Annotated in this window: 17 protein-coding genes; 8 read left to right on the top strand and 9 right to left on the bottom strand. The window is 39.1% G+C overall.

Annotation, left to right across the window (positions count from 1 at the left end; translation table 11 throughout):
- The first annotated feature begins 172 nt into the window (after positions 1–172).
- The 5 genes from nrdA (at position 173) to tyrP (ending at position 5,652) form a co-directional block, all read left to right on the top strand.
- Positions 173–2,464 (top strand): class 1a ribonucleoside-diphosphate reductase subunit alpha, encoded by a 2,292-nt coding sequence (gene nrdA, locus AACU95_RS09070; RefSeq protein WP_004243653.1) that lies wholly within the window; start codon positions 173–175, stop codon positions 2,462–2,464.
- An 11-nt stretch (positions 2,465–2,475) separates the two neighbouring features.
- Positions 2,476–3,606, top strand: coding sequence for a class Ia ribonucleoside-diphosphate reductase subunit beta (gene nrdB / locus AACU95_RS09065; RefSeq protein ID WP_004248376.1), 1,131 nt, complete (start codon positions 2,476–2,478; stop codon positions 3,604–3,606).
- Between the two features lie 24 nt (positions 3,607–3,630).
- Positions 3,631–3,909: a class I ribonucleotide reductase maintenance protein YfaE gene (gene yfaE / locus AACU95_RS09060; protein WP_004243655.1), complete on the top strand. Its 279-nt coding sequence runs from the start codon at positions 3,631–3,633 to the stop codon at positions 3,907–3,909.
- 107 nt (positions 3,910–4,016) lie between these two features.
- A complete protein-coding gene (locus AACU95_RS09055; protein WP_004243656.1) occupies positions 4,017–4,250 on the top strand; it encodes a YgdI/YgdR family lipoprotein in 234 nt (77 codons plus the stop codon).
- Positions 4,251–4,440: 190 nt separating this feature from the next.
- Positions 4,441–5,652 carry a tyrosine transporter TyrP gene (gene tyrP, locus AACU95_RS09050; protein ID WP_036907803.1) on the top strand — a complete coding sequence of 404 codons (1,212 nt, stop codon included), beginning with the start codon at positions 4,441–4,443 and terminating at the stop codon, positions 5,650–5,652.
- A gap of 104 nt (positions 5,653–5,756) precedes the next feature.
- Here tyrP and AACU95_RS09045 read toward each other — a convergent pair whose 3' ends face one another.
- The gene (locus tag AACU95_RS09045; RefSeq protein WP_004248380.1) at positions 5,757–6,299 is read right to left on the bottom strand and encodes a YfaZ family outer membrane protein; all 543 of its coding nucleotides are present in this window, start codon (positions 6,297–6,299) and stop codon (positions 5,757–5,759) included.
- 282 nt (positions 6,300–6,581) lie between these two features.
- Between AACU95_RS09045 and AACU95_RS09040 the strand changes: the two genes are divergently transcribed.
- Positions 6,582–8,036 (top strand): catalase, encoded by a 1,455-nt coding sequence (locus AACU95_RS09040; RefSeq protein ID WP_004248382.1) that lies wholly within the window; start codon positions 6,582–6,584, stop codon positions 8,034–8,036.
- Positions 8,037–8,131: 95 nt separating this feature from the next.
- On the opposite strand, the gene menE is transcribed toward AACU95_RS09040, so the two are convergent.
- The 6 genes from menE to AACU95_RS09010 form a co-directional block, all read right to left on the bottom strand.
- Positions 8,132–9,556 carry an o-succinylbenzoate--CoA ligase gene (gene menE / locus AACU95_RS09035; protein WP_087741154.1) on the bottom strand — a complete coding sequence of 475 codons (1,425 nt, stop codon included), beginning with the start codon at positions 9,554–9,556 and terminating at the stop codon, positions 8,132–8,134.
- Entirely contained in the window at positions 9,544–10,515 is a 972-nt protein-coding gene (gene menC, locus AACU95_RS09030; protein WP_004243667.1) for an o-succinylbenzoate synthase, read from the bottom strand. The genes menE and menC overlap by 13 nt, the downstream gene beginning before the upstream one ends.
- Positions 10,515–11,372: a 1,4-dihydroxy-2-naphthoyl-CoA synthase gene (gene menB, locus AACU95_RS09025; RefSeq protein ID WP_004243669.1), complete on the bottom strand. Its 858-nt coding sequence runs from the start codon at positions 11,370–11,372 to the stop codon at positions 10,515–10,517. Before menB ends, menC begins: the two co-directional genes overlap by 1 nt.
- Positions 11,373–11,384: 12 nt before the next feature.
- A complete protein-coding gene (menH, locus tag AACU95_RS09020) occupies positions 11,385–12,152 on the bottom strand; it encodes a 2-succinyl-6-hydroxy-2,4-cyclohexadiene-1-carboxylate synthase (protein ID WP_004243671.1) in 768 nt (255 codons plus the stop codon).
- Positions 12,136–13,821, bottom strand: coding sequence for a 2-succinyl-5-enolpyruvyl-6-hydroxy-3-cyclohexene-1-carboxylic-acid synthase (menD, locus tag AACU95_RS09015; RefSeq protein ID WP_012368098.1), 1,686 nt, complete (start codon positions 13,819–13,821; stop codon positions 12,136–12,138). Before menD ends, menH begins: the two co-directional genes overlap by 17 nt.
- 342 nt (positions 13,822–14,163) lie before the next feature.
- Positions 14,164–15,492: an isochorismate synthase gene (locus tag AACU95_RS09010; RefSeq protein WP_012368099.1), complete on the bottom strand. Its 1,329-nt coding sequence runs from the start codon at positions 15,490–15,492 to the stop codon at positions 14,164–14,166.
- Positions 15,493–15,703: 211 nt separating this feature from the next.
- Between AACU95_RS09010 and AACU95_RS09005 the strand changes: the two genes are divergently transcribed.
- Together AACU95_RS09005 and AACU95_RS09000 are read left to right on the top strand one after the other, a co-directional pair.
- Complete coding sequence (locus tag AACU95_RS09005) at positions 15,704–16,915, top strand: alpha-xenorhabdolysin family binary toxin subunit A (RefSeq protein WP_004243675.1); 1,212 nt, start codon at positions 15,704–15,706, stop codon at positions 16,913–16,915.
- A gap of 14 nt (positions 16,916–16,929) precedes the next feature.
- Positions 16,930–17,937 (top strand): alpha-xenorhabdolysin family binary toxin subunit B, encoded by a 1,008-nt coding sequence (locus tag AACU95_RS09000; protein ID WP_004243678.1) that lies wholly within the window; start codon positions 16,930–16,932, stop codon positions 17,935–17,937.
- Between the two features lie 364 nt (positions 17,938–18,301).
- Here the strand turns inward: AACU95_RS09000 and nuoN are convergent, their stop codons facing one another.
- Positions 18,302–19,771 (bottom strand): NADH-quinone oxidoreductase subunit NuoN, encoded by a 1,470-nt coding sequence (gene nuoN, locus AACU95_RS08995; RefSeq protein WP_012368100.1) that lies wholly within the window; start codon positions 19,769–19,771, stop codon positions 18,302–18,304.
- 6 nt (positions 19,772–19,777) lie between these two features.
- The gene (gene nuoM / locus AACU95_RS08990; RefSeq protein WP_004243685.1) at positions 19,778–21,307 is read right to left on the bottom strand and encodes an NADH-quinone oxidoreductase subunit M; all 1,530 of its coding nucleotides are present in this window, start codon (positions 21,305–21,307) and stop codon (positions 19,778–19,780) included.
- Positions 21,308–21,311: the final 4 nt, after the last annotated feature.

Genomic DNA, 21,311 nt, shown 5'->3' with positions numbered 1-21,311 from the left:
AATTACCATTATCTTGTTATCACCATTTGAACAAACCCCTATATATTGTGTTTCCTTAAATTTCACACCACAAGACTCCTTGGCAATGTTTGTCATCGGGAGCGCTTTTTTGCGGTATAAAATTTCAGGTTGCCCATTTATAGGTCATTAAAGCCAGAAAGGTGCATCGCTCATGAATCACAGCCTGCTCGTCACAAAACGTGATGGTCATAAAGAACGCATTGACTTAGACAAAATTCACCGTGTTATTACTTGGGCCGCTGAAGGTCTAGAAAATGTCTCTGTTTCTCAAGTTGAGTTACGTTCTCAGATTCAGTTTTATGATGGTATCAAAACTGCCGATATCCATGAAACACTGGTTAAAGCTGCTGCAGACTTAATATCTGGTGAAACACCTGATTATCAGTATCTTGCTGCTCGTCTTGCTGTCTTTAATTTACGTAAAAAAGCCTATGGTCAATTTGAGCCACCGGCATTGTATGATCACGTTAAACATTTAGTTGAACTCGGTAAATATGACCGTCATCTTCTCGAAGATTACACCAAAGAAGAGTTCGAACAGATGGATAAGTTTATTGTTCATCAACGTGATATGAATTTCTCTTATGCAGCAGTGAAACAGCTAGAAGGTAAATATTTTGTTCAAAACCGTATTACCGGTGATATTTACGAAAGTGCACAATTTCTCTATGTGTTAGTTGCCGCTTGCCTATTTTCGCGTTATCCAAAAGAGACGCGTATGGATTATATTGAGCGCTTTTATAACGCGGTATCCACATTTAAAATCTCACTCCCAACACCTATTATGGCGGGTGTAAGAACTCCGACACGTCAATTTAGCTCCTGTGTTCTGATTGAGTGTGATGATAGCCTTGATTCTATCAATGCGACCTCAAGTGCTATTGTTAAATATGTATCTCAACGTGCAGGCATTGGGATTAATGCCGGTCGTATTCGTGCATTAGGTAGTGCTATTCGTAATGGTGAAGCATTTCACACGGGTTGTATCCCATTCTATAAGCACTTCCAAACGGCGGTAAAATCTTGTTCACAAGGTGGGGTACGTGGTGGTGCAGCAACGCTATTTTATCCTTTATGGCATTTAGAAGTTGAAAGCCTACTGGTATTAAAAAATAACCGTGGTGTTGAAGATAACCGTGTACGCCATCTCGATTATGGTGTGCAGTTAAACAAATTAATGTATGAACGTTTAATCAAAGGTCAGGATATTACATTATTTAGCCCGTCTGATGTGCCGGGTCTCTATGATGCATTCTTTGCTGATCAAGACGAATTTGAACGTTTATATGTACAATATGAGAAAGATAAGAGTATTCGCCAAAAACAAGTTAAAGCGGTTGAATTATTCTCACTCATGATGCAAGAGCGTGCCTCTACAGGTCGTATCTATATTCAAAATGTTGACCACTGTAATACACACAGTCCGTTTGATCCGGCGATTGCACCTATCCGTCAATCAAACTTATGTTTAGAAATAGCACTACCAACCAAACCATTAAATGATATTAAAGATCCAAATGGTGAAATTGCCCTGTGTACACTTTCGGCCTTTAATCTTGGGGCGATTGAAAATCTAGACGATTTAGAAGAGCTAGCACGTTTAGCCGTTCGCGCGTTAGATGCTTTGTTAGATTACCAAGATTATCCAATTTTAGCAGCTAAACAAGGTGCTATGGGTCGTCGTACACTGGGTATTGGTGTGATCAACTTTGCTTATTATCTGGCTAAACACGGTGTTCGCTACTCAGATGGTAGTGCAAACAACTTAACACACCGTGCCTTTGAAGCTATTCAATACTATTTATTAAAAGCATCAAATGAATTAGCAAAAGAGCAAGGGGCATGCCCATGGTTTAATGAAACCACCTATGCAGAAGGTATCTTACCTATTGATACTTATAAAAAATCATTAGATGTACTGACTAATGAACCTCTGCATTATGACTGGGAAAGCTTACGCAAAGAGATCAAACAATACGGTTTACGTAACTCAACGCTCTCTGCATTGATGCCATCAGAAACATCATCACAAATATCAAATGCAACCAATGGTATCGAACCACCTCGTGGTTATATCAGTATTAAAGCTTCTAAAGATGGCATCTTACGTCAAGTGGTTCCAGAATATGAGCGCCTAAAAGGGGCTTATGAATTACTGTGGCAAATGCCAAGTATCGAAGGTTATTTGCAGTTAGTCGGTATTATGCAAAAGTTTGTCGACCAAGCGATTTCTGCCAACACTAACTACGATCCTACTCGTTTCCCTAGTGGTAAGGTTCCTATGAACCAGCTGCTAAAAGATTTGCTGCTCGCCTATAAATATGGTGTAAAAACACTCTATTATCACAATACCCGTGATGGTGCAGAAGATGTACAAGGTGATCTGGAAGAAGTCGTTGAAACGGCAGATTCAGATTGTGAAGGCGGCGCGTGTAAAATTTAATTGAGGAAGCTATGTCTTATACCACTTTTTCACAAGTTAGAAATGATCAGCTTCAGGAGCCCATGTTTTTTGGGCAACCTGTTAACGTAGCGCGTTATGATCAGCAAAAGTACCCTATTTTTGAAAAACTAATTGAAAAGCAACTCTCTTTCTTCTGGCGTCCAGAAGAAGTTGATGTTTCTCGTGATCGTATTGACTACAATGCGCTTCCCGATCACGAAAAACACATTTTTATTAGTAATTTAAAATATCAAACTCTGCTTGATTCGATCCAAGGTAGAAGCCCTAACGTGGCATTTTTACCTTTAATTTCGATTCCAGAATTAGAAACTTGGGTAGAAACATGGTCGTTCTCTGAAACCATCCATTCACGCTCTTATACCCATATTATTCGTAATATCGTCAACGATCCGTCGGTCGTTTTTGATGATATTGTTGAAAATGAAGAGATTTTAAAACGTGCTCGTGATATCTCATCTTATTATGATGAGTTAATCAATTTAACTAACCTTTACCATATGTTTGGTGAAGGTACGCATCAAATAAAAGGTAAAACTGTTGAAGTTACTTTACGTAAGCTCAAAAAACAGCTTTACCTATGCTTAATGAGTGTTAATGCTTTAGAAGCGATTCGTTTCTATGTCAGCTTTGCCTGTTCATTTGCCTTTGCAGAGCGCGAACTGATGGAAGGTAACGCTAAAATCATTAAATTGATTGCCCGTGATGAAGCATTACACTTAACTGGCACACAGCATATGCTCAATTTACTGCGTTCAGGTCAAGATGATCCTGAAATGGCCGAAATTGCCGCAGAATGCGAACAAGAATGTTATGACCTATTTGTTGAAGCAGCAGAGCAAGAAAAAGAGTGGGCAGAATACCTATTCTCAGAAGGCTCTATGATCGGTTTAAATAAAGAGATCCTTTGCCAATATGTTGAATATATTACTAATATTCGTATGCAGGCAGTAGGACTTAAATTGCCGTTTAAAGCACGTTCAAACCCTATTCCATGGATTAATGCTTGGTTAGTATCTGATAATGTGCAAGTTGCACCACAAGAAGTTGAAGTAAGCTCATATCTAGTAGGTCAAATCGACTCACAAGTAGATACTGATGATTTAAGTAACTTCGAACTGTAAAACAGAGAACTAGCGCTATACATTATGGCATCTCATAAAGTGACCCTGCACCAGCAGGGTCTATCAACCGCATTAGAATTTAGCTCTGAAACGCATCCTTCCTTGTTGGAGACGTTAGAGCGCAGCAAAATTCAAATCGAATATCAATGCCGAGAAGGTTATTGTGGCTCTTGCCGATTACGCTTAGTAAAAGGCAAAGTATGTTATCGCAATGAGCCATTGGCATTTATTCAAGCTGATGAAATTTTACCTTGTAGCTGTCACCCTGTGAGTGATATCGAAATCGAGATCTGCACAAAGTAAAACCATTGACTATAATGATCACTGTTTTCTTATATTGTTCTTTTTCTAACACAAATGCGTATTTTTAACTAAAGTTAAATAACAGAGTTATAAAAAGGATCGTTACTATGAAACTAAAAACTATTTTACCGATTTGTGCCGCCTCTTTCTCTTTACTGCTATTAGCAGGTTGTTCATCGCCACAAAAAATTGAAACCGTCGATGGGCAAACTATTTTGACCACAGATAAACCTCAAGAAGATGAGTCTACCGGATTAATTATTTATAAAGATGCTGAAACCGGTGCAATCAAACAAATTAATCGTGATCAAATAAGAAGAATGGTTGAGCTTGATGATTAATTAATCTTTTTTTGTCATTCAACAACCAAAGACATGTTAAATAGCGCCAACATTTTGTTGGCGTTTTTTTATATCCCTTTTATTTTGTAAACAAAAGATTACACCAATCGTAATTAAAATTTGACAGAAATTTACCATTCTTATACCCTACTTTTAACTAGGTAAAATAGTTTGGAAAAACGAGGACTTTGTGAAAAATCGCACTATAGGCAGTGTATTTATTGTTGCAGGAACAACAATTGGTGCAGGAATGTTGGCAATGCCACTTGCTGCTGTGGGTATTGGCTTTAGTACCATGGTGTTATTGCTGGTGGGCTTATGGCTATTAATGAGTTACACCGCGCTTTTATTAGTGGAAGTCTATCAATACAACGATCCCCATACAGGCCTTGGCTCTATTGCGAAACGTTATCTGGGTATTGGAGGACAAGTCGTTACAGGTTTAGCTTTGCTACTTCTTATGTATGCTTTAACAACGGCTTATATCAGTGGTGCGGGTGAATTATTAGCTTCGACTTTATCTTCTTGGATTGGTCATAAGATAACCATCACACAAGGTATCATTATCTTTACAGTTATTGGTGGTGCGGTAGTCGGTATTGGTACCACTTCTGTGGATATGATTAACCGCTTACTCTTTACAGCAAAAGTTATTTTCTTAATTTTTATGCTGGTAGTCATGTTACCCCATGTGGAAAAAGTCAACTTAACCTCTATGCCTATCGCTCAGGGGCTCGTTCTTTCTGCGATCCCGGTTATTTTTACCTCTTTTGGTTTCCACGGTAGTGTACCCAGTATTGTCAGCTACATGGATGGCAATATCAAAAAACTACGCCTAATATTTATCGTAGGTAGCGCAATCCCTCTTATTGCTTATATTTTATGGCAATTAGCAACATTAGGAGCTATTCCTACCACCACCTTTATGGGGATTTTAGCCCAAGAATCTGGCTTAAATGGCCTACTCACCGCCATCCGTGATGTGGTTGCTACACCGCGAGTCAATATTGCTGTCAACCTTTTCGCAGCCCTTGCACTCGCCACCTCTTTCTTAGGCGTAGCATTAGGATTATTTGATTATCTAGCTGATTTGTTTAAACGCAGTAATCGCGCATCTGGTCGTTTTCAATCTGGTTTATTAACCTTTGTTCCACCGCTATTCTGTGCGTTATTTTTCCCTAACTTTGTGCAAGCCTTAGCCTATGCCGCAATTGCTTTATCTATTCTCGCACTATTATTACCAGCACTACTGGTATGGAAAGTAAGACAGCAAAAGCAGACTACAGAGCATTATAAAGTTAAAGGCGGTAATCCAGCCTTAGCCATTGTATTTATCTGCGGGTTAGTGGTGATTGGTATTCAAATAGCGATTACCTTTAATATATTGCCACAAGTGGGTTAATCACCATTAGCTGATAAAAATCAAATAAAAAGCAGGTGTTAATTGTAACACCTGCTAAAAATAAATAACTAAACGGGAAAAACCTAATGTTCCCGTTATTGATATTAGAAACTTAAACCAGCTCCTACATAGAAACCATCAGCAAGTTTATTGTTACTGTGATTATGCGCGTTTTCAATTTCAATCACCCGATAACCCGCATTAACATGAAGTGGTTTAAATACCGTGTATTTAGCACCAACATCCGCTTCATAATAGGATTTACTTCCTGAGGTTAATCCTTCCGGCGAAGCATAAGCTTCACCATAAACACTCAGTGAAGGTAAAACACGCCAATTAAGTCCAACACCACCAGCTAATGCCGCGCCGTCATCACCATTTTTGGGGGAGAGGTAAAGTGCTTTACCACCAACGCTTGCTGAGAATGGGCCAAGAGGTAACGCAAATTTTGCACCTAAACTACCTAATTGACCATCGTGATCACTACGTGCCCAATTACCGTTAAAAGAAAGTCCAGAATCGGCATCACCTAAACCTGCTTGTACATCGGTATAATGTTTACCCGCTTGCACATTCATCGATATGGCATTGGCATTAGCAGAAATAAGCAATGCGCTCATTGCTCCTAATAATAAAAACTTTTTCATTATGATTACCCCAGCAAATAATTTTCCCAACTTATAATTATACAGCAAATTTATTAAACAATTTTACTGAGAATTGAAAGTCAATGTTTAGATTTTTCAATCTATGTAAATAAGTTACATCTATCAATACTATCGGTCCAATGGGTTTTATTAATAATTTTAATCTTGCTAAAGTGGAATTACAGTAAAATTTAACCATAATAAATATAAGGCTGTTCGCTTCGTTTTATTCACCCATGCTATTTTTTAATGTTCACTATTCCACAAATTGGAGAAGATGTGATGGAAAAGAAAAAGCTCACAACGGCGGCTGGTGCACCAGTTGTAGATAATAATAATGTAATAACAGCAGGACCTCGTGGCCCAATGTTACTACAAGATGTCTGGTTTTTAGAAAAACTTGCCCATTTTGATCGTGAAGTTATTCCTGAAAGACGTATGCACGCAAAAGGCTCTGGTGCCTTTGGTACATTTACGGTCACTCACGATATTACGAAATATACTCGAGCTAAAATTTTCTCTGAAGTGGGTAAAAAAACAGAAATGTTTGCTCGTTTTTCAACAGTGGCGGGTGAACGTGGTGCAGCTGATGCTGAGCGCGATATTCGTGGATTTGCCTTAAAATTTTATACAGAAGAAGGTAACTGGGATATGGTGGGTAATAATACTCCTGTATTCTATCTACGTGATCCCCTTAAATTCCCTGACCTTAACCATATCGTAAAACGTGACCCTCGCACTAATATGCGTAATATGGCTTATAAATGGGATTTCTTTTCTCATTTACCAGAATCTCTACACCAATTAACTATCGATATGAGCGATCGTGGTTTACCTTTAAGCTATCGCTTTGTGCATGGTTTTGGTAGCCACACTTATAGCTTTATCAATAAAGATAATGAACGTTTCTGGGTTAAATTCCATTTCCGTTGCCAACAAGGCATCAAGAACTTAATGGATGATGAAGCGGAAGCTCTAGTAGGTAAAGATAGAGAAAGCTCTCAGCGTGATCTTTTTGAAGCCATTGAACGTGGTGATTATCCGCGTTGGAAGTTACAAATTCAGATCATGCCAGAAAAAGAGGCATCAACCGTGCCTTATAACCCATTTGATTTAACCAAAGTTTGGCCACATGCTGATTATCCACTCATGGATGTCGGTTACTTTGAGTTAAACCGTAATCCAGATAACTACTTCTCTGATGTTGAACAAGCTGCATTTAGCCCTGCGAATATTGTTCCAGGTATTAGTTTCTCACCAGATAAGATGTTACAAGGTCGTCTATTCTCTTATGGTGATGCACATCGTTACCGTTTAGGCGTTAACCATCATCAAATCCCTGTTAATGCCCCAAAATGCCCATTCCATAATTATCATCGTGATGGTGCTATGCGTGTTGATGGTAATAGTGGTAATGGTATTACTTATGAGCCAAATAGTGGCGGTGTGTTCCAAGAGCAACCTGACTTTAAAGAGCCACCACTTTCTATTGAAGGTGCAGCCGATCACTGGAACCATCGTGAAGATGAAGATTATTTCAGCCAACCTCGTGCACTGTATGAGCTATTAAGCGATGACGAGCATCAACGTATGTTTGCGCGTATTGCGGGCGAATTATCACAAGCAAGTAAAGAAACACAACAACGTCAAATCGACTTATTTACCAAAGTTCATCCTGAATATGGCGCTGGCGTTGAAAAAGCGATTAAAGTGTTAGAAGGGAAAGACGCTAAATAACCTGATAACAAGAAGCCCTGTGAGCAACTCGGCAAAATAATAAGGCGCCTGTAGTTTGGGCGCCTTTCTTAAAGTCGTTCGATAAAATCGCAATATCAATTTACTTGTTGCCCTTTCACCCACTGTTGCACTTGTTTACGAGAGATTTTGATCCCCCCACTCTTTAGCTGTTCTGGTAATAGTAAACAAGCGATGGGACGTTGAAAGCCTGCTAAACGCGTATGATACCATTGTGGTAATTGATTAATTGTCTCAATATCAGTATCAACAACAGCAACGGGACGTTGACCAAATTCAATATCGTCAATCGGGACAATAAATGTTTGGCGAACATTCGGGTGACTATTTAGCACCTTTTCAATATCTTCTGGCTGTATACCTTCACCCGCACTAAAAAACAGATTATCTAATCGCCCTAAAATGCACCATTCCCCCTCTTTAAAACAACCTCTATCCCGTGTTGCATACCAATCATCCTGAGTCTGTGATAACGGCTTTAATTGACCATCAAACCAATATCCTAATGCAACACTATCAGATTTGATCTGGATTTCATTATCCACTAATCTGACCGCTTTACCCTTTAATGGCGTACCAACTCCCGCTTTACCATCTGCGCGTTTTGCACAAACAGTAGAGGCCATTTCAGTCATGCCATAACCACACCAACACTGAATACCTTTACTTTCCGCACATTGGGTTAATTCAGTTGGGATCATCGCTCCCCCTAATAAAACAGCTTTTAATGTGATGGGCTGCGAACTATCCTGTTGTGTATTTTGTAATAAACGCCAAAGTTGCGTTGGCACTAAAGAAGCATGAGTACAGCCTTGCAAAGCAGCAATAAAGGGGTGCATATTACGCACTACCAAGGTAGCGCCTCGTAATAACCAACGCCAAAGAATTCCTTGCCCAGATACATGAAAGAGAGGTAAAGACAATAACCAACTGTCGCTTTTTTCAAAGGGTATCAATTCAAGAACACCTTCTGCACTACAAAGATGAGCTTGAAAAGTATGCACAGCGGCTTTAGGTAGACCTGATGATCCAGAGGTTAAGATCAGTGTTGCCATACGAGAAGATGCCCATGCAACACCTGCCATGTTATTTTTATCTTGATGTGATTTGTTATTGAATTCGACACCAGAAAGATCGAGTAACCTCGCATCTAACTCAAGTGTTGATCCACTTAAATCAGCATAAAAATCGATGTTTAAATGGGGTAATAAATCATCAAGTAGAGACTTAGGGAGCTGAGGATCTAACGGTAATACTTTTGCACCGCATTGAAAAACAGCAAGTAGCGTAAAAACAACATGGATATGATTTTTACCACGTAGCAACACGGTACTTTTAGTATTAACACCCTGTTTCGCTAAATGGTTCGCCAATTGATTAATATGACAACTTAATTGTTGCCATGTTATAGGTGAATCACCGAATATGATGGCCGTTTCATTTGGGTTAAGCTGCGCCCAGTGATGCCACGGCCATTGTGTAAAATTAACTACTGTTGCCATACTGTCTTAAGCTGTTCAAGCGTGATAAGCGGAATATCTACATCTGGCCAACAACGAATAAGTTGTTGTTTGATAAGATCAACGGTATCTAAACCGGGAATAGAATCTGGCGTTAACCACTGAGCCACTCTTGCCAGTTGTGTCAATCCAAAGCTACTTTCAATACTCGAGCTAATAATAGCCTCTAGACCTAAAGCATGCGCTTGTTCAACGATAGATTGGCAACGAGCAAGACTTCCTACTAGCGTAGGCTTGATAACAATCGCCGTAACACCCTCTTGAGCTTTCACTTCAAAACCTTCATCACGCACAGTCTCATCCCAAGCAATATTGATACCTGTTGCTTGTGAAAAGGCGAGTGACTCTTCTGGGGTTTTGCATGGCTCTTCTAAAAATGCAATACGGTCGCGCCATTGTGGGTTCACGTACTTGGCAAAACCTTCTGCTTTAGCTGGCGTCCAACTGCGATTGGCATCAAGTCTTAGTTTTAAGTCGGGGATTGCCTCTAGTAATAAGTTGACGACAATACCATCTCGTACCGCTTCATACAGACCGACCTTAACTTTAGCAACTTTCTCCCCGCTCATTTCATTAAGACTTAAAATTAAGTCATCAGGATCACCGTTGCATAAAGGTGCGGCACGATAATTGGCTTCTTCTGGTAAAGTGCCTTCAAGCTCTGCTAATGCGCAACTAATACCAAAAGCGACACTTGGCAATTCACTGTCAGTAGGATTTTCACCTAGACACCAAGCTGCTAGCCAAGATTGTGCGGCATCTTGTGCTTGTTCTAACGTTTCATGGCTAAACTCAGGAAGAGGTGAAATTTCACCCCAACCTTGTTTGCCATTTTGCTCTAAACAGACAAGAAAACCATCACGCGTTTTTAATCTTTGGTAGCGCAGAACAACACCTGCCTCCATTGGCAGGCTGAATGAATAGAGTTTGGCGTTTCGCATTATGGGTTACGTTTAAATTTAGTGAAATCAGGATGACGTTTTTCATTAAAAGCATTACGTCCTTCTTGACCTTCATCTGTCATATAAAACAGCATGGTTGCATTACCAGCCAATTCTTGCAGACCCGCTTGACCATCACAGTCAGCATTTAATGCTGCTTTCAAGCAACGTAGTGCCATTGGGCTATTTTCTAGCATTTCACGACACCAACGTACCGTTTCTTTTTCAAGAGAAGCATAAGGAACAACGGTATTTACCAATCCCATATCTAATGCTTCTTGCGCATTATATTGGCGGCATAAGAACCAGATTTCGCGAGCTTTCTTCTGCCCGACAATACGTGCCATATAAGAAGCACCCCATCCACCATCAAATGAGCCTACTTTAGGACCAGTTTGACCAAAAATGGCATTGTCTGCAGCAATGGTTAAATCACACATCATATGTAATACATGACCACCACCAATGGAGTAACCAGCCACCATAGCAACAACGGGTTTAGGACAAGTACGAATTTGGCGTTGGAAATCTAATACGTTCAAGTGGTGAGTGCCACTTTCATCACGGTATCCACCGTAGTCACCACGGATCTTTTGGTCACCACCGGCACAAAACGCTTTTTCGCCAGCACCAGTAAGAATAATAGTACCAATTGAGTCATCGTAACGTGCATCGGCTAATGCTTGGATCATCTCTTTCACAGTCAAAGGACGGAAAGCATTACGCACTTGCGGGCGGTTAATCGTAATTTTGGCAATGCCATCGACAGATTTGTGGTAGAGGATATCTTCAAAACCTTCAGAACAATCCTGCCATTCAATCGGTGCATATAGCTTTTCTTCGCTCGGGTAAAGCATAATTAGGTTCCTTTAACCAAAGAGGGATAATACATGGTTTATCACCGCAGCATAAGCATCAGGCTGTGCCTGATGGGCATTATGACCAGCTTGCGGGATAGTCGTTAATGGCAGCGAATATTGCTGCGCTATTGATTGAAATTTTTTATCTTGCTCACCACACAACCAAATAAAGGGTAAGGTGAGTTGTTGTAATTCTGCAACTAACCAAGGCTGATGGCCTAAAGAGAGTGTTTCTAAACTTTCCGCAATACAAAAACCTGCATTACTACTGCGTTTTTCAACTAATAACTGACGCATTTCATCGCTTAAATCAGCAAAGACAGGCTGTTGATACCATTGCGTTAATACATCATTAATAGGTTCATTGCGAAAACGCGCGGCCCAACGTTTATCATGTGCAATACGGTTTTGTCTTTCTATTGCATCATATAAACCTGGGTTTCCCCCTTCAACAATCAATCCCATTAATCCCGATGTTTCACCAAAACATGCGTGATACATCGCAATTCTGCCACCTAAAGAGTAACCAATCAGCCAGTAATGATTAATATCGTATTCTTTTAAAGTGTCATGGAGTAATGCACTCATCTCGACAAAATTATTTACCCCAATAGAGGCAGAGTTACCATGACGGGGCAAATCAATCACGAGTGAGGGATATTCATGGCAAGCCTTAATGACGGTCTCCCACTCATGACTGTCTCCTAATAGTCCATGCAACCAAACTAACCATGGCCCTTCGTTATGCGTGTTATATTGCCTACAAGCTAAAGTCATAAGCGGTTACCTGTTTTACCAACTGATTTAAGGTTTCAGCACCCTCAGTTTCATTGACAATCAATTCAATTAATGTTGTTTTGGCTTCCCCCTGCCAACATGCAGTCACTGTAGTAAACAGATCATCCCAACAGTTTGGTGCAACATAATCTAAACCAAACATGGCAGCAGCATGTTTAAAATTTAAAGCATGGGGCATACAGTAAAAACGCTCCCGCTCTGCCATAGGCGTCGGTAACATAGAGAATATCTGCCCACCATTGTTATTGACGATAATCACCACATTTGGGGCATAGACTTGTTGATGTAGTGCCAAACTATTTAAATCATATAATGCCGATAAATCACCCAAGATAGTTAACGTCGGTTTTTGAGTGGCTCGATGAACACCTGCTGAGGTTGAAAGTAATCCATCAATGCCACTAGCACCACGATTACTCATAACAGGATAGCCCTGTGGCAATTGTGCAAAAGCATCAATTAAGCGCACAATTAAACTATTGCCAACAAAAAGCTGGCCATTGTGAGGAAGTAAATGATCTAACTGATGAGCAACTTGTGCTTCACCAAAATAGTCTGTTACTTCAGTAACATGTTGATAAGTTTGTGTAGCAATATGACTTAATGACAACGCCCAAGGTAAATTATCAATAGCAGGATGTGCCGTTAACCATTGACTCGGGGATAAGGTAAATTTCTCCCCTTGATGATGCCCCGGATCTAAACGTCCCGGAATAGCATCAATCACCCAATACATTTGCGGTGAGCAATTCGCTTGCCATTGTAATAAGCGTTTGCCTGTTAAACTAGAGCCAAATTGGATCACTATTTCTGCTTGGTTTAATTCAGCCTTCACTTGTGGATTATTTAGCCATAAATCAGCACAAGGTAGTGGTTGTCCAGTTTGTGATAACACATCACCTAACAGAGGCCATCCCAATTTTGAGGCCCATTTGGCAACGGCAATCCCCTCTTTCGCACTAATACGTCCAGCAATAACGACCCCTTTTTTCTGACGTAGTCGATCCCATTGAGGGTGTGTAGTCACAGAGGGAGAAAGCGTTTCTTGTAACCAAGGTTTATCACTTTGCCACCACTTTCCTAATGCTTGTGTCCATGGTGTGTCATGCTCTATATCATCACCATATAATGGCTCTGCAAAAGGGCAGTTTACATGCAAAGCACCATGCACAAGATTATTCATGGCATTATCTAATGTAGAAACCAGCCAACGAGCAGAAATATCTGCTGTAGGGCGTGGTAAAGAGAGTGTTTCTGAGGGATGGCTGGCAAAAATACCTTGTTGGCGTATAGCCTGATTGGCGCCACAATTAATCAGCTCAGGCGGTCTATCTGCCGTGAGAAAGATCACCCGTTCACCAGTAAGTCCCGCTTCAATTAAAGCGGGGTATAAGTTTGCCACTGCGGTACCTGAGGTGACAATCACTGCAACAGGCTGTTGAGTGGCTTTTGCCAAACCTAATGCTAAGTGACCTAAACCACGCTCATCGAAATGCGTATGACAAATAAGTTTATGATTGGCGGCTGCCGCAAGCGTTAAAGGCGTTGAACGTGATCCGGGTGCGATACAGATATGACGTAAACCATGACGAGTCAAAGTTTCCAGTATAACTTTAGCCCATTGGCGATTAAACGAACTATTAGACATTGATCATCCCAATAACGAAAACCTGCAATGACTATTATAATATCTGTTCCTAAATACTTTTCCTTAGCCTAGTTCAATGAACAGAAGTTTTCGTTAAATAAATCGTGAAAAAGAACTCTGATAAGAGTGTATTATTTAAGCTAAAGTACTTATCTTTTTAGGCTTAATTTTTATCGTTAACAAAAAAGATAGCAATAACACTAGCTAGCACAAGAATAACATTAATTTATTAACAAGATGCAGTGACGAGTTGAAAGTAGCACTAAATGGCATCCTAATCAGTACTACTTATCAACACCCAGTTTATATATTATGAGAGCCATTGGATAAACTGCAAAGAATTCAACACTCTTTTTCTAATAAAGTGCGTAAACCTGCTGCTTTATTTTCAATTTCAGCCCACTCTTGCAAAGGATCAGATCCCGCAACCACCCCTGCGCCAGCATAAAGCGTTAATGCATCATCATGCAATTCACCGCAACGCAGGCTAACCGCAAATTCGGCATGAGGCAAAGACAAATAGCCCGCAGAGCCAGCATACCAACGGCGTTCAAAAGGTTCATGTTGACGAATAAAAGTGCGCGCAATAGAGCGCGGTAAGCCACAAACAGCCGCGGTAGGTTGTAAACGCTGTAAACAATCCACATCATCAGCATGGATAAGTTTACCGTGGATATAGCGACGCAGATGTTGCACTTTACGTAAGCGGATCACATCTGCTGATGATACATCAATCCCTTCTATCCCACCTTGTAATCGCTGACAAATATCATCAACTACCACCAGATTTTCATGTTGATTTTTTTTATCGTTCATTAGCCAATCAGCAAATGCTATGGCCTGTTGTTCATTATCAGAACTTGCCACAGTGCCCGCCAACGCTTCGGTATAAAGCACAAATTCATCGCGTTTATACAATCTTTCTGGTGATGAGCCCATAAAAGCATCAGTAGGTGAAAAAGCCAGCATATAATGATAGCAATGATGATTAACATCTCGACTTGCTTTCATAAATTGAATAGCTTTTAACGGATTATCTAAGCTTAAGCAGGTTGCCCGTGCAGGTACTACTTTTTCAAATACGCCTTGATTGATTTCATCTAAAGCAATATTAAGATAGTCAGTCCATTGCTGTTGCGTTAACGAGTGCTCTACAGATGTTACTTTGACAGATAAAGGTGCAATATTCAGTGCATTTTTAAGTGAGCGAATAAAAGCAAGCGCACTTTGCTTATCTTCTTCTGCCAATAAATTAATATGGATCGACAGTTGTTGCTGACGTCTTATTTCAATACGAGGTAAAAAAAGGTAAGCATCATCCCCCCTTTCTTTATCAATACGCCCTGGAATAATGGTATCCCACGCGTTTAATCCCCAAATACGCACATCATCAGCATGCAATGAATGCCGATGTGTTGCTAAAAATCGATGAGCATCACGGATATGATTAAAGCACTTAACTTGTCCACAAACGGCTACTTCTTCGCTTTCATCACGATGTTGCCAATAAAATTGCGGGTAATACGTTTGTGCTGCTAGCCATGAAAGTAAGGAAAATGACACCTCTGATGGCAAGATAACTTTCAAATGTAAAAGATCATCTTGTGCTGTCAGATTTATATTTTTAACTTTTTCGTACAGTGTCGAAAACACAGGATTAACCTTTTCCACTCTAAATACCTACTACTAATGAAAAGAAAGATTATACGTCTCTATAAGAATTATCAAAGTGCTGATTAATTATAACCTTTGTCATTTATCAAACTTTTGTTGTTTTCATGTTACAAAGGAGAAGCATTGACCAGATAATCGCAAATGGAAAACAGATCACTTCTAAATTATGCCTTAATCATAACAAATAATTATACATAAGAGAGGTTATATGGATACAACCACCCTTGATCATATAGATAAAGTGATTGAACAATACCAACTTCCCGAAGTCACTCTTAGCTTAATTCTAGGTAAAAATATCGATCATGGACGTAGTGCGGGTATTTTTACACCTTATGATCTTAATAAAATCAAATCTTATATTGATAAAGTATTAAAATTACCTTATCAAAAAGACACTATTATTGAATTATTAGGCTACGAAGATATTAACATTTCCCAAATATCAGCTGAAACTATTCAAACCCTCTTCTTAAATATGAGAACACATGCCTTTGAATGGCAAAAAATTGAATACTCAGTAAAACAGCAAGCTATTGATTTAGAGATCACCGGTAGAGAAATCACGAGTACAGGTGAGCAACTATTGGCATTTATTAATAAAATGCCAATTATAAAAAAAATAAATAGGAAAATTGAAGATATCACACCAGAAGAACTCAGTTCAATAAAATATTCAACACAAGATAAAAAAGTGTCTAAGCAACTTGTTGCCATTTTAGAAAGCATGAAAAATGATATTAATGAGCAATATAATAATACCTTAAAAATAAAAAACATGATTTATGATTTTAGAATAGAAATTGTGGGAGGTGAAAATAGTAAAGGTAATATATGTCATTCAATTTATTATGATATCATTAATAAAAAGAAATATATTAATGATTTTTTTGATAATAGTGATGACTCACTAAATGAACAGAGAATTTTATTAGAAAATGAAATTGAAATATTAAAAAAAGAGTATCAACACTTCGTGAAACTCGCCTTTACGGGGTTAGCATTCGGTATTATTGGTGTGATCATTACTGGAGGGATCTTTGGTTCAAAAGCTGAAAAAATCCGTAAAAAAAGAAATGAAACAATAGAGAAACTACATAATATCAATAAAGGAATAAAACAACAATCAACTATTTCTGAGTGTTTACAACGTTTTCAAGTCGATTTAGACGAAATAGAACAATATATTGAAGATGCTGATATGTCTGTGGAGCATCTTCTTTATATGTGGCAAACAATTTTAACTGAAATTAATGCTTCATTAATTAATTTTAAAAAAATTGATAATGCAATGGAGTTAATTAGATTTAGTATTTATTTAGAAAAAATCATTGCACCTTGGTATATGGTGGTCGGTTACTCAAAGGAAATGATGGCGGTATTTGATGAAGCTTTATCCTCTTTTTATTCATCTAAATAACAAAAGGAAATGTTATGAATAGCGTAACTTCGCAATTACAGGAATTTGATTGCAATCAATTTTTCCATACTATTAAATCAATTAGAAAAATAACTTCTGAACTATTTGAACATGATAATATCTTAAATCATAATCTTATTACCATATCAATAAACAATAATAAAATTTATGATGAAATAATTATTTTCTCTATTCTGCTAAAAAGCCGGCTAAACCAGAAATTGTTAACAGGGATATTTAAAAATATTAATGAAATTAATCATGCAATGGCTGATAGAGAGTTAACACAGCAATTATCAGAAAAACTGCTCCAAGAGAAAATGTTTATTGAGCAGTTATTTAAAGATGAATTAACTGAATCTATAGAAATTATAGAAAAGCACATCAGTTTTATTAATGATAAAAAACAGCTCTTAACAACCACCACTATTATTAGTGAAATAGATAAATTAATTAGAAATAAAGAAGAAATATCTATTGAAATCAATGAGAAAATAGCCAAGCAAAAGTTATCGATTAATGAAATTAAAGAACAACTCGATATAATTACTAAAAGTGAAGATATTATTTATAATAAAAATATCCTCGATTTTTTTACCTCTCACCTGCCAAGTAAACAGACAATTTCTAAACTGCAGTTGGCTTCTTCAGAAAAAGATATTCTCTCTGTTTTTATCGATCTGCTAAAGCAATTTTTTACCCATCTGGAGAAAGGGTTTTCTTACCAAAAACTGGTAGAGACACGTCATACTCTTATTGATAACTATTTGATACAGATAAAAAATCTAACCAAACTAGAACAGAAAAAACAAGCTCTCTTATTTACCCTAAGTCGTTATTATGCAGTCACAGAAATCAATCAATATATTGATATGTTAAATCAACAATTATCGCTATTAGAGCAGTATTGGCATACATTAATAGAGCAACTGATACAATTAAAACGCAATCTTTCCGAGGCAAAAACCGTGCTCTCACCTCATCTTGTATTCCTTAATCACTTTTCACACCATTATCAATAATATTTTCACTAGCCAGACATCATAACCCCCTTAAAACAGGGGGTATGATTGGTATAGTAGATATAGAACCGTTCAATATAATCTGGTGCATTCACTCGGTATAAGCAACAACATCATAAATAAATTCAAAGTCCATAATGGTATCGACTTTATGAATAAGGTCATCTTCAGGAACAAGTTTATCAAGGGGGATTGTTGCGAACAAAAATTGCTGGGGGAAGGTATTCTTTTAACATATCGGTTAGCTCACTATTTGTACTAACCTGAGTAGATCAAACTTCTAACTAAAAGCGAGGACTTTTCCGTAGTTTGAAGAGCCTGATAAAATATCAGGCTCTTTATCATAACAACGGGCAGATAAAAATTAATTTATCGCAGGTGCAATAATTGCAAAACGTGTCAGCTCAATCAATGGTTGTGGCCATACACCTAATACAATCACGATAATGGCGCAAACTAAAGTAATTAATGTTGCCATATTTTGTGATGTGGTCGTAACCGCTGGTGCATTATCGTTATCTGGTTTACGTAAGAAAACGATAGCTGCAGCACGTAGATAGTAGAATAAACCTATCGCACTACCTAACACTACCATGCCTGTTAACCACCACAAACTTGAATCAATACCCGCAAGAATAACATACAGTTTACCAATAAAGCCTAATGTTATTGGCACCCCTGCCAGTGATAGCATCATTAATGACATCACGACGGCAGCAACAGGACGACGCCAGAAAAGCCCACGATAATCTTCAAGAGACTCTAATTCACCTTTATTGTACGGGCTAGAAGCCACAGCAATCGCACCAAATGCACCTAAACTTGCAAAGAGATAACCTGCTAAATAAATCTCAGCGGTTTCTTGTGCCAGTATAGGGCTATATTGCAAGACAATTAATGCAACCAGTAAATAACCAAGGTGAGAGACAGAAGAGTAACCGAGTAAACGTTTTACGTTCTTCTGAGTCAGCGCCATGATATTACCAAACAGGATAGAGGCAATAGCCATAAAGCCTAAGATCATGCGTAATGTTTCGCTATCCGCCGCCGGTGCTTCAAGGAATAAGCGCATCACTACCGCAAATATACCAATCTTGCTCGCTGTCGCTAAAAATGCACCTGTTGGTGCTGGTGCACCTTGGTATACATCCGGTGTCCATAATTGGAATGGGAATAAAGAGAGCTTAAAACCAATTCCCACTAACATCATGCCTAACCCAGCAAGTACTAATGGTTTATGGATATTGCTATCACTTAAACTTTGCCCCATCGCCGTAAAGGAGAGATTTCCTGCTTCAGCATAAAGTAGTGCCATACCAAATAACAAGAAAGAAGAGGCCGCCGCAGAAAGCAGCATATATTTAATGCTCGCTTCCAGTGAAGGACGTTGTTGGAAAGCATAACCAATCAGACCAAATAACGGCAATGTTAGTAACTCAATACCAATAAACATTGACGCCAAGTGGTGCGCAGAAGAGAGTAAAATACCGCCAATGACAGCAATCGCCACCAGCATATAAAACTCTTCTTTATTATCTTGATAGCCTTCCAACCAAGGATAAGCAAAAGCAACCGTGCCTAAACCAGCAATAATAGTTAATGCCGTGAAAAAGCTGGAATAACCATCTACATGGTAGAGGGTGGTCACATCAACTACGCCTAATGCATTAACGTAGTAAAGTGATCCGAGAGCGATGATAAAACCAGTTGCTGTCAAGGTGGCAATAGTAAAGTGATCGCGTCGCCACGCAATGGACAGCATCACAACCACCACCGTCAAGATGACGACTAACAGCGGTAGCATTGCGATCAATTGTTCAGGAGTTATTGTCATGGCGAATTACAGCCTTACTGTTGAAAGAGAAGCGGAATACCAAGTCTGGAGATTTTCCATTGCTGATATCGAAGTATCTAATACTGGTTGTGGGAAGAAGCCCAAAATAACCAATAAAACCACCAAGATAAACAGGATCAAAAATTCTCTCAGATTTAACCCTTTATAGGTTCTTTCTGCTGTTTTCGGTGAACCATAGTAAGCCTGTTGCATCATCCACAAAGCGTAGACAGAAGCAAAAACTAACCCAAAGACCGAAATAATAGTGATCAGCTTAAAGTGGCCATAAGTACCAAATAGGATCATAAACTCACCAACAAAGTTACCTGTTCCTGGCATACCTAAAGAGGCAACCGCAAAGAACAGTGAAAATGCTGGTAAGAAACGGATGCTTTTCCACAATCCACCCATTTGATTCATATCACGCGTACCTAAACGCTCATACAGCATGCCACACATGATAAACAGACCAGCAGCAGACAAACCATTGGTGATCATTTGAATAATCGCACCTTGGTAAGCCAAAACAGAGCCAGCATAAATCGCAATTACGATAAAGCCCATGTGAGAAATACTACTGTAAGCGGCCAGACGTTTAATATCCGTTTGACGGAATGCTAACAGTGCAGCGTAGAATACGGTGATTAAGCCTAGCCACATCGCAACAGGTGCCAGTAATGCAGACGCTTCTGGGAATAACGGTAAGTTAAAACGTAATAAACCGTAAGCGGCTGTTTTTAGCAAAATACCTGATAAGTCAACAGAGCCCGCCGTTGGTGCTTCTGCATGTGCATCAGCTAGCCAGCCATGAACGGGGACAATTGGCATTTTTACTGCGAATGCAGCAAAGAAGCCAAGCATCAGAATAAATTGCAGTTCACTACCTAATAAGGTGTGCGCTTGTAGTAAGGTGTCATAATTAAACGTCCAAATACCTGTTTTGCTGTAAAAAGCGACAGCTAAACCGATAATGGCCAGCAACATTAACAGGCCACTCGCCTGTGTATAAATAAAGAACTTAGTTGCTGCACTAACATGTTTTTCATCGCTACTTCCTTTATGTCCCCAAAGAGAGATAAGGAAATACATTGGGATCAACATCATTTCCCAAAAGAAGAAGAATAAGAACAAGTCAGTCGCTAAGAATACCCCCATAACACCTGCTAAGATCCACAGCAGGTTGAAATGGAAAGCCCCTTGTGATGGTTGATTTTCGCTCCATGAAGAGAGCACCGCTAAAATACCTAAAATAGCAGTTAATACCACCATCAATAATGACATGCCATCAAGTGCAAACTGAATATTAATCCCCAAAGCAGGGATCCACGGTACAAAGTAAAACTCTGTCCAGCGAGGTGCACCATCAACACTAATCAGTTGATAGTCACCTTGCAACCACAGTTGCACAGAAATAACGAGTGTTAATCCCATCGTCAGCAACGCAACCCAGCGAGGAACTTGCGAGCCGATTCGTTCAGCCTGCCAACTTAGCAGGCCACCGATGAAGGGAATAAGTATTAGCCAGGGTAATAACATGGCG

The sequence above is a fragment of the Proteus sp. G4415 genome, assembly GCF_963896075.1.
GTDB classification, from domain to species: Bacteria; Pseudomonadota; Gammaproteobacteria; order Enterobacterales; family Enterobacteriaceae; genus Proteus; species Proteus mirabilis.
Note: the sequence above shows the minus strand (reverse complement) of the source record. Positions and strands in the feature narration are given on the sequence as shown.

Bases quoted from the DNA above. Each gene is read 5' to 3' on its own strand.
- AACU95_RS09005 (WP_004243675.1), top strand. From the start codon at position 15,704: ATGGATACAACCACCCTTGATCATATAGATAAAGTGATTGAACAATAC.
- nuoM (WP_004243685.1), bottom strand. From the start codon at position 21,307: ATGTTATTACCCTGGCTAATACTTATTCCCTTCATCGGTGGCCTGCTA.
- AACU95_RS09055 (WP_004243656.1), top strand. From the start codon at position 4,017: ATGAAACTAAAAACTATTTTACCGATTTGTGCCGCCTCTTTCTCTTTA.
- AACU95_RS09045 (WP_004248380.1), bottom strand. From the start codon at position 6,299: ATGAAAAAGTTTTTATTATTAGGAGCAATGAGCGCATTGCTTATTTCT.
- menE (WP_087741154.1), bottom strand. From the start codon at position 9,556: ATGGCAACAGTAGTTAATTTTACACAATGGCCGTGGCATCACTGGGCG.
- menB (WP_004243669.1), bottom strand. From the start codon at position 11,372: ATGCTTTACCCGAGCGAAGAAAAGCTATATGCACCGATTGAATGGCAG.
- AACU95_RS09000 (WP_004243678.1), top strand. From the start codon at position 16,930: ATGAATAGCGTAACTTCGCAATTACAGGAATTTGATTGCAATCAATTT.
- AACU95_RS09040 (WP_004248382.1), top strand. From the start codon at position 6,582: ATGGAAAAGAAAAAGCTCACAACGGCGGCTGGTGCACCAGTTGTAGAT.
- menH (WP_004243671.1), bottom strand. From the start codon at position 12,152: ATGACTTTAGCTTGTAGGCAATATAACACGCATAACGAAGGGCCATGG.
- yfaE (WP_004243655.1), top strand. From the start codon at position 3,631: ATGGCATCTCATAAAGTGACCCTGCACCAGCAGGGTCTATCAACCGCA.
- nuoN (WP_012368100.1), bottom strand. From the start codon at position 19,771: ATGACAATAACTCCTGAACAATTGATCGCAATGCTACCGCTGTTAGTC.
- menD (WP_012368098.1), bottom strand. From the start codon at position 13,821: ATGTCTAATAGTTCGTTTAATCGCCAATGGGCTAAAGTTATACTGGAA.
- nrdB (WP_004248376.1), top strand. From the start codon at position 2,476: ATGTCTTATACCACTTTTTCACAAGTTAGAAATGATCAGCTTCAGGAG.
- nrdA (WP_004243653.1), top strand. From the start codon at position 173: ATGAATCACAGCCTGCTCGTCACAAAACGTGATGGTCATAAAGAACGC.
- menC (WP_004243667.1), bottom strand. From the start codon at position 10,515: ATGCGAAACGCCAAACTCTATTCATTCAGCCTGCCAATGGAGGCAGGT.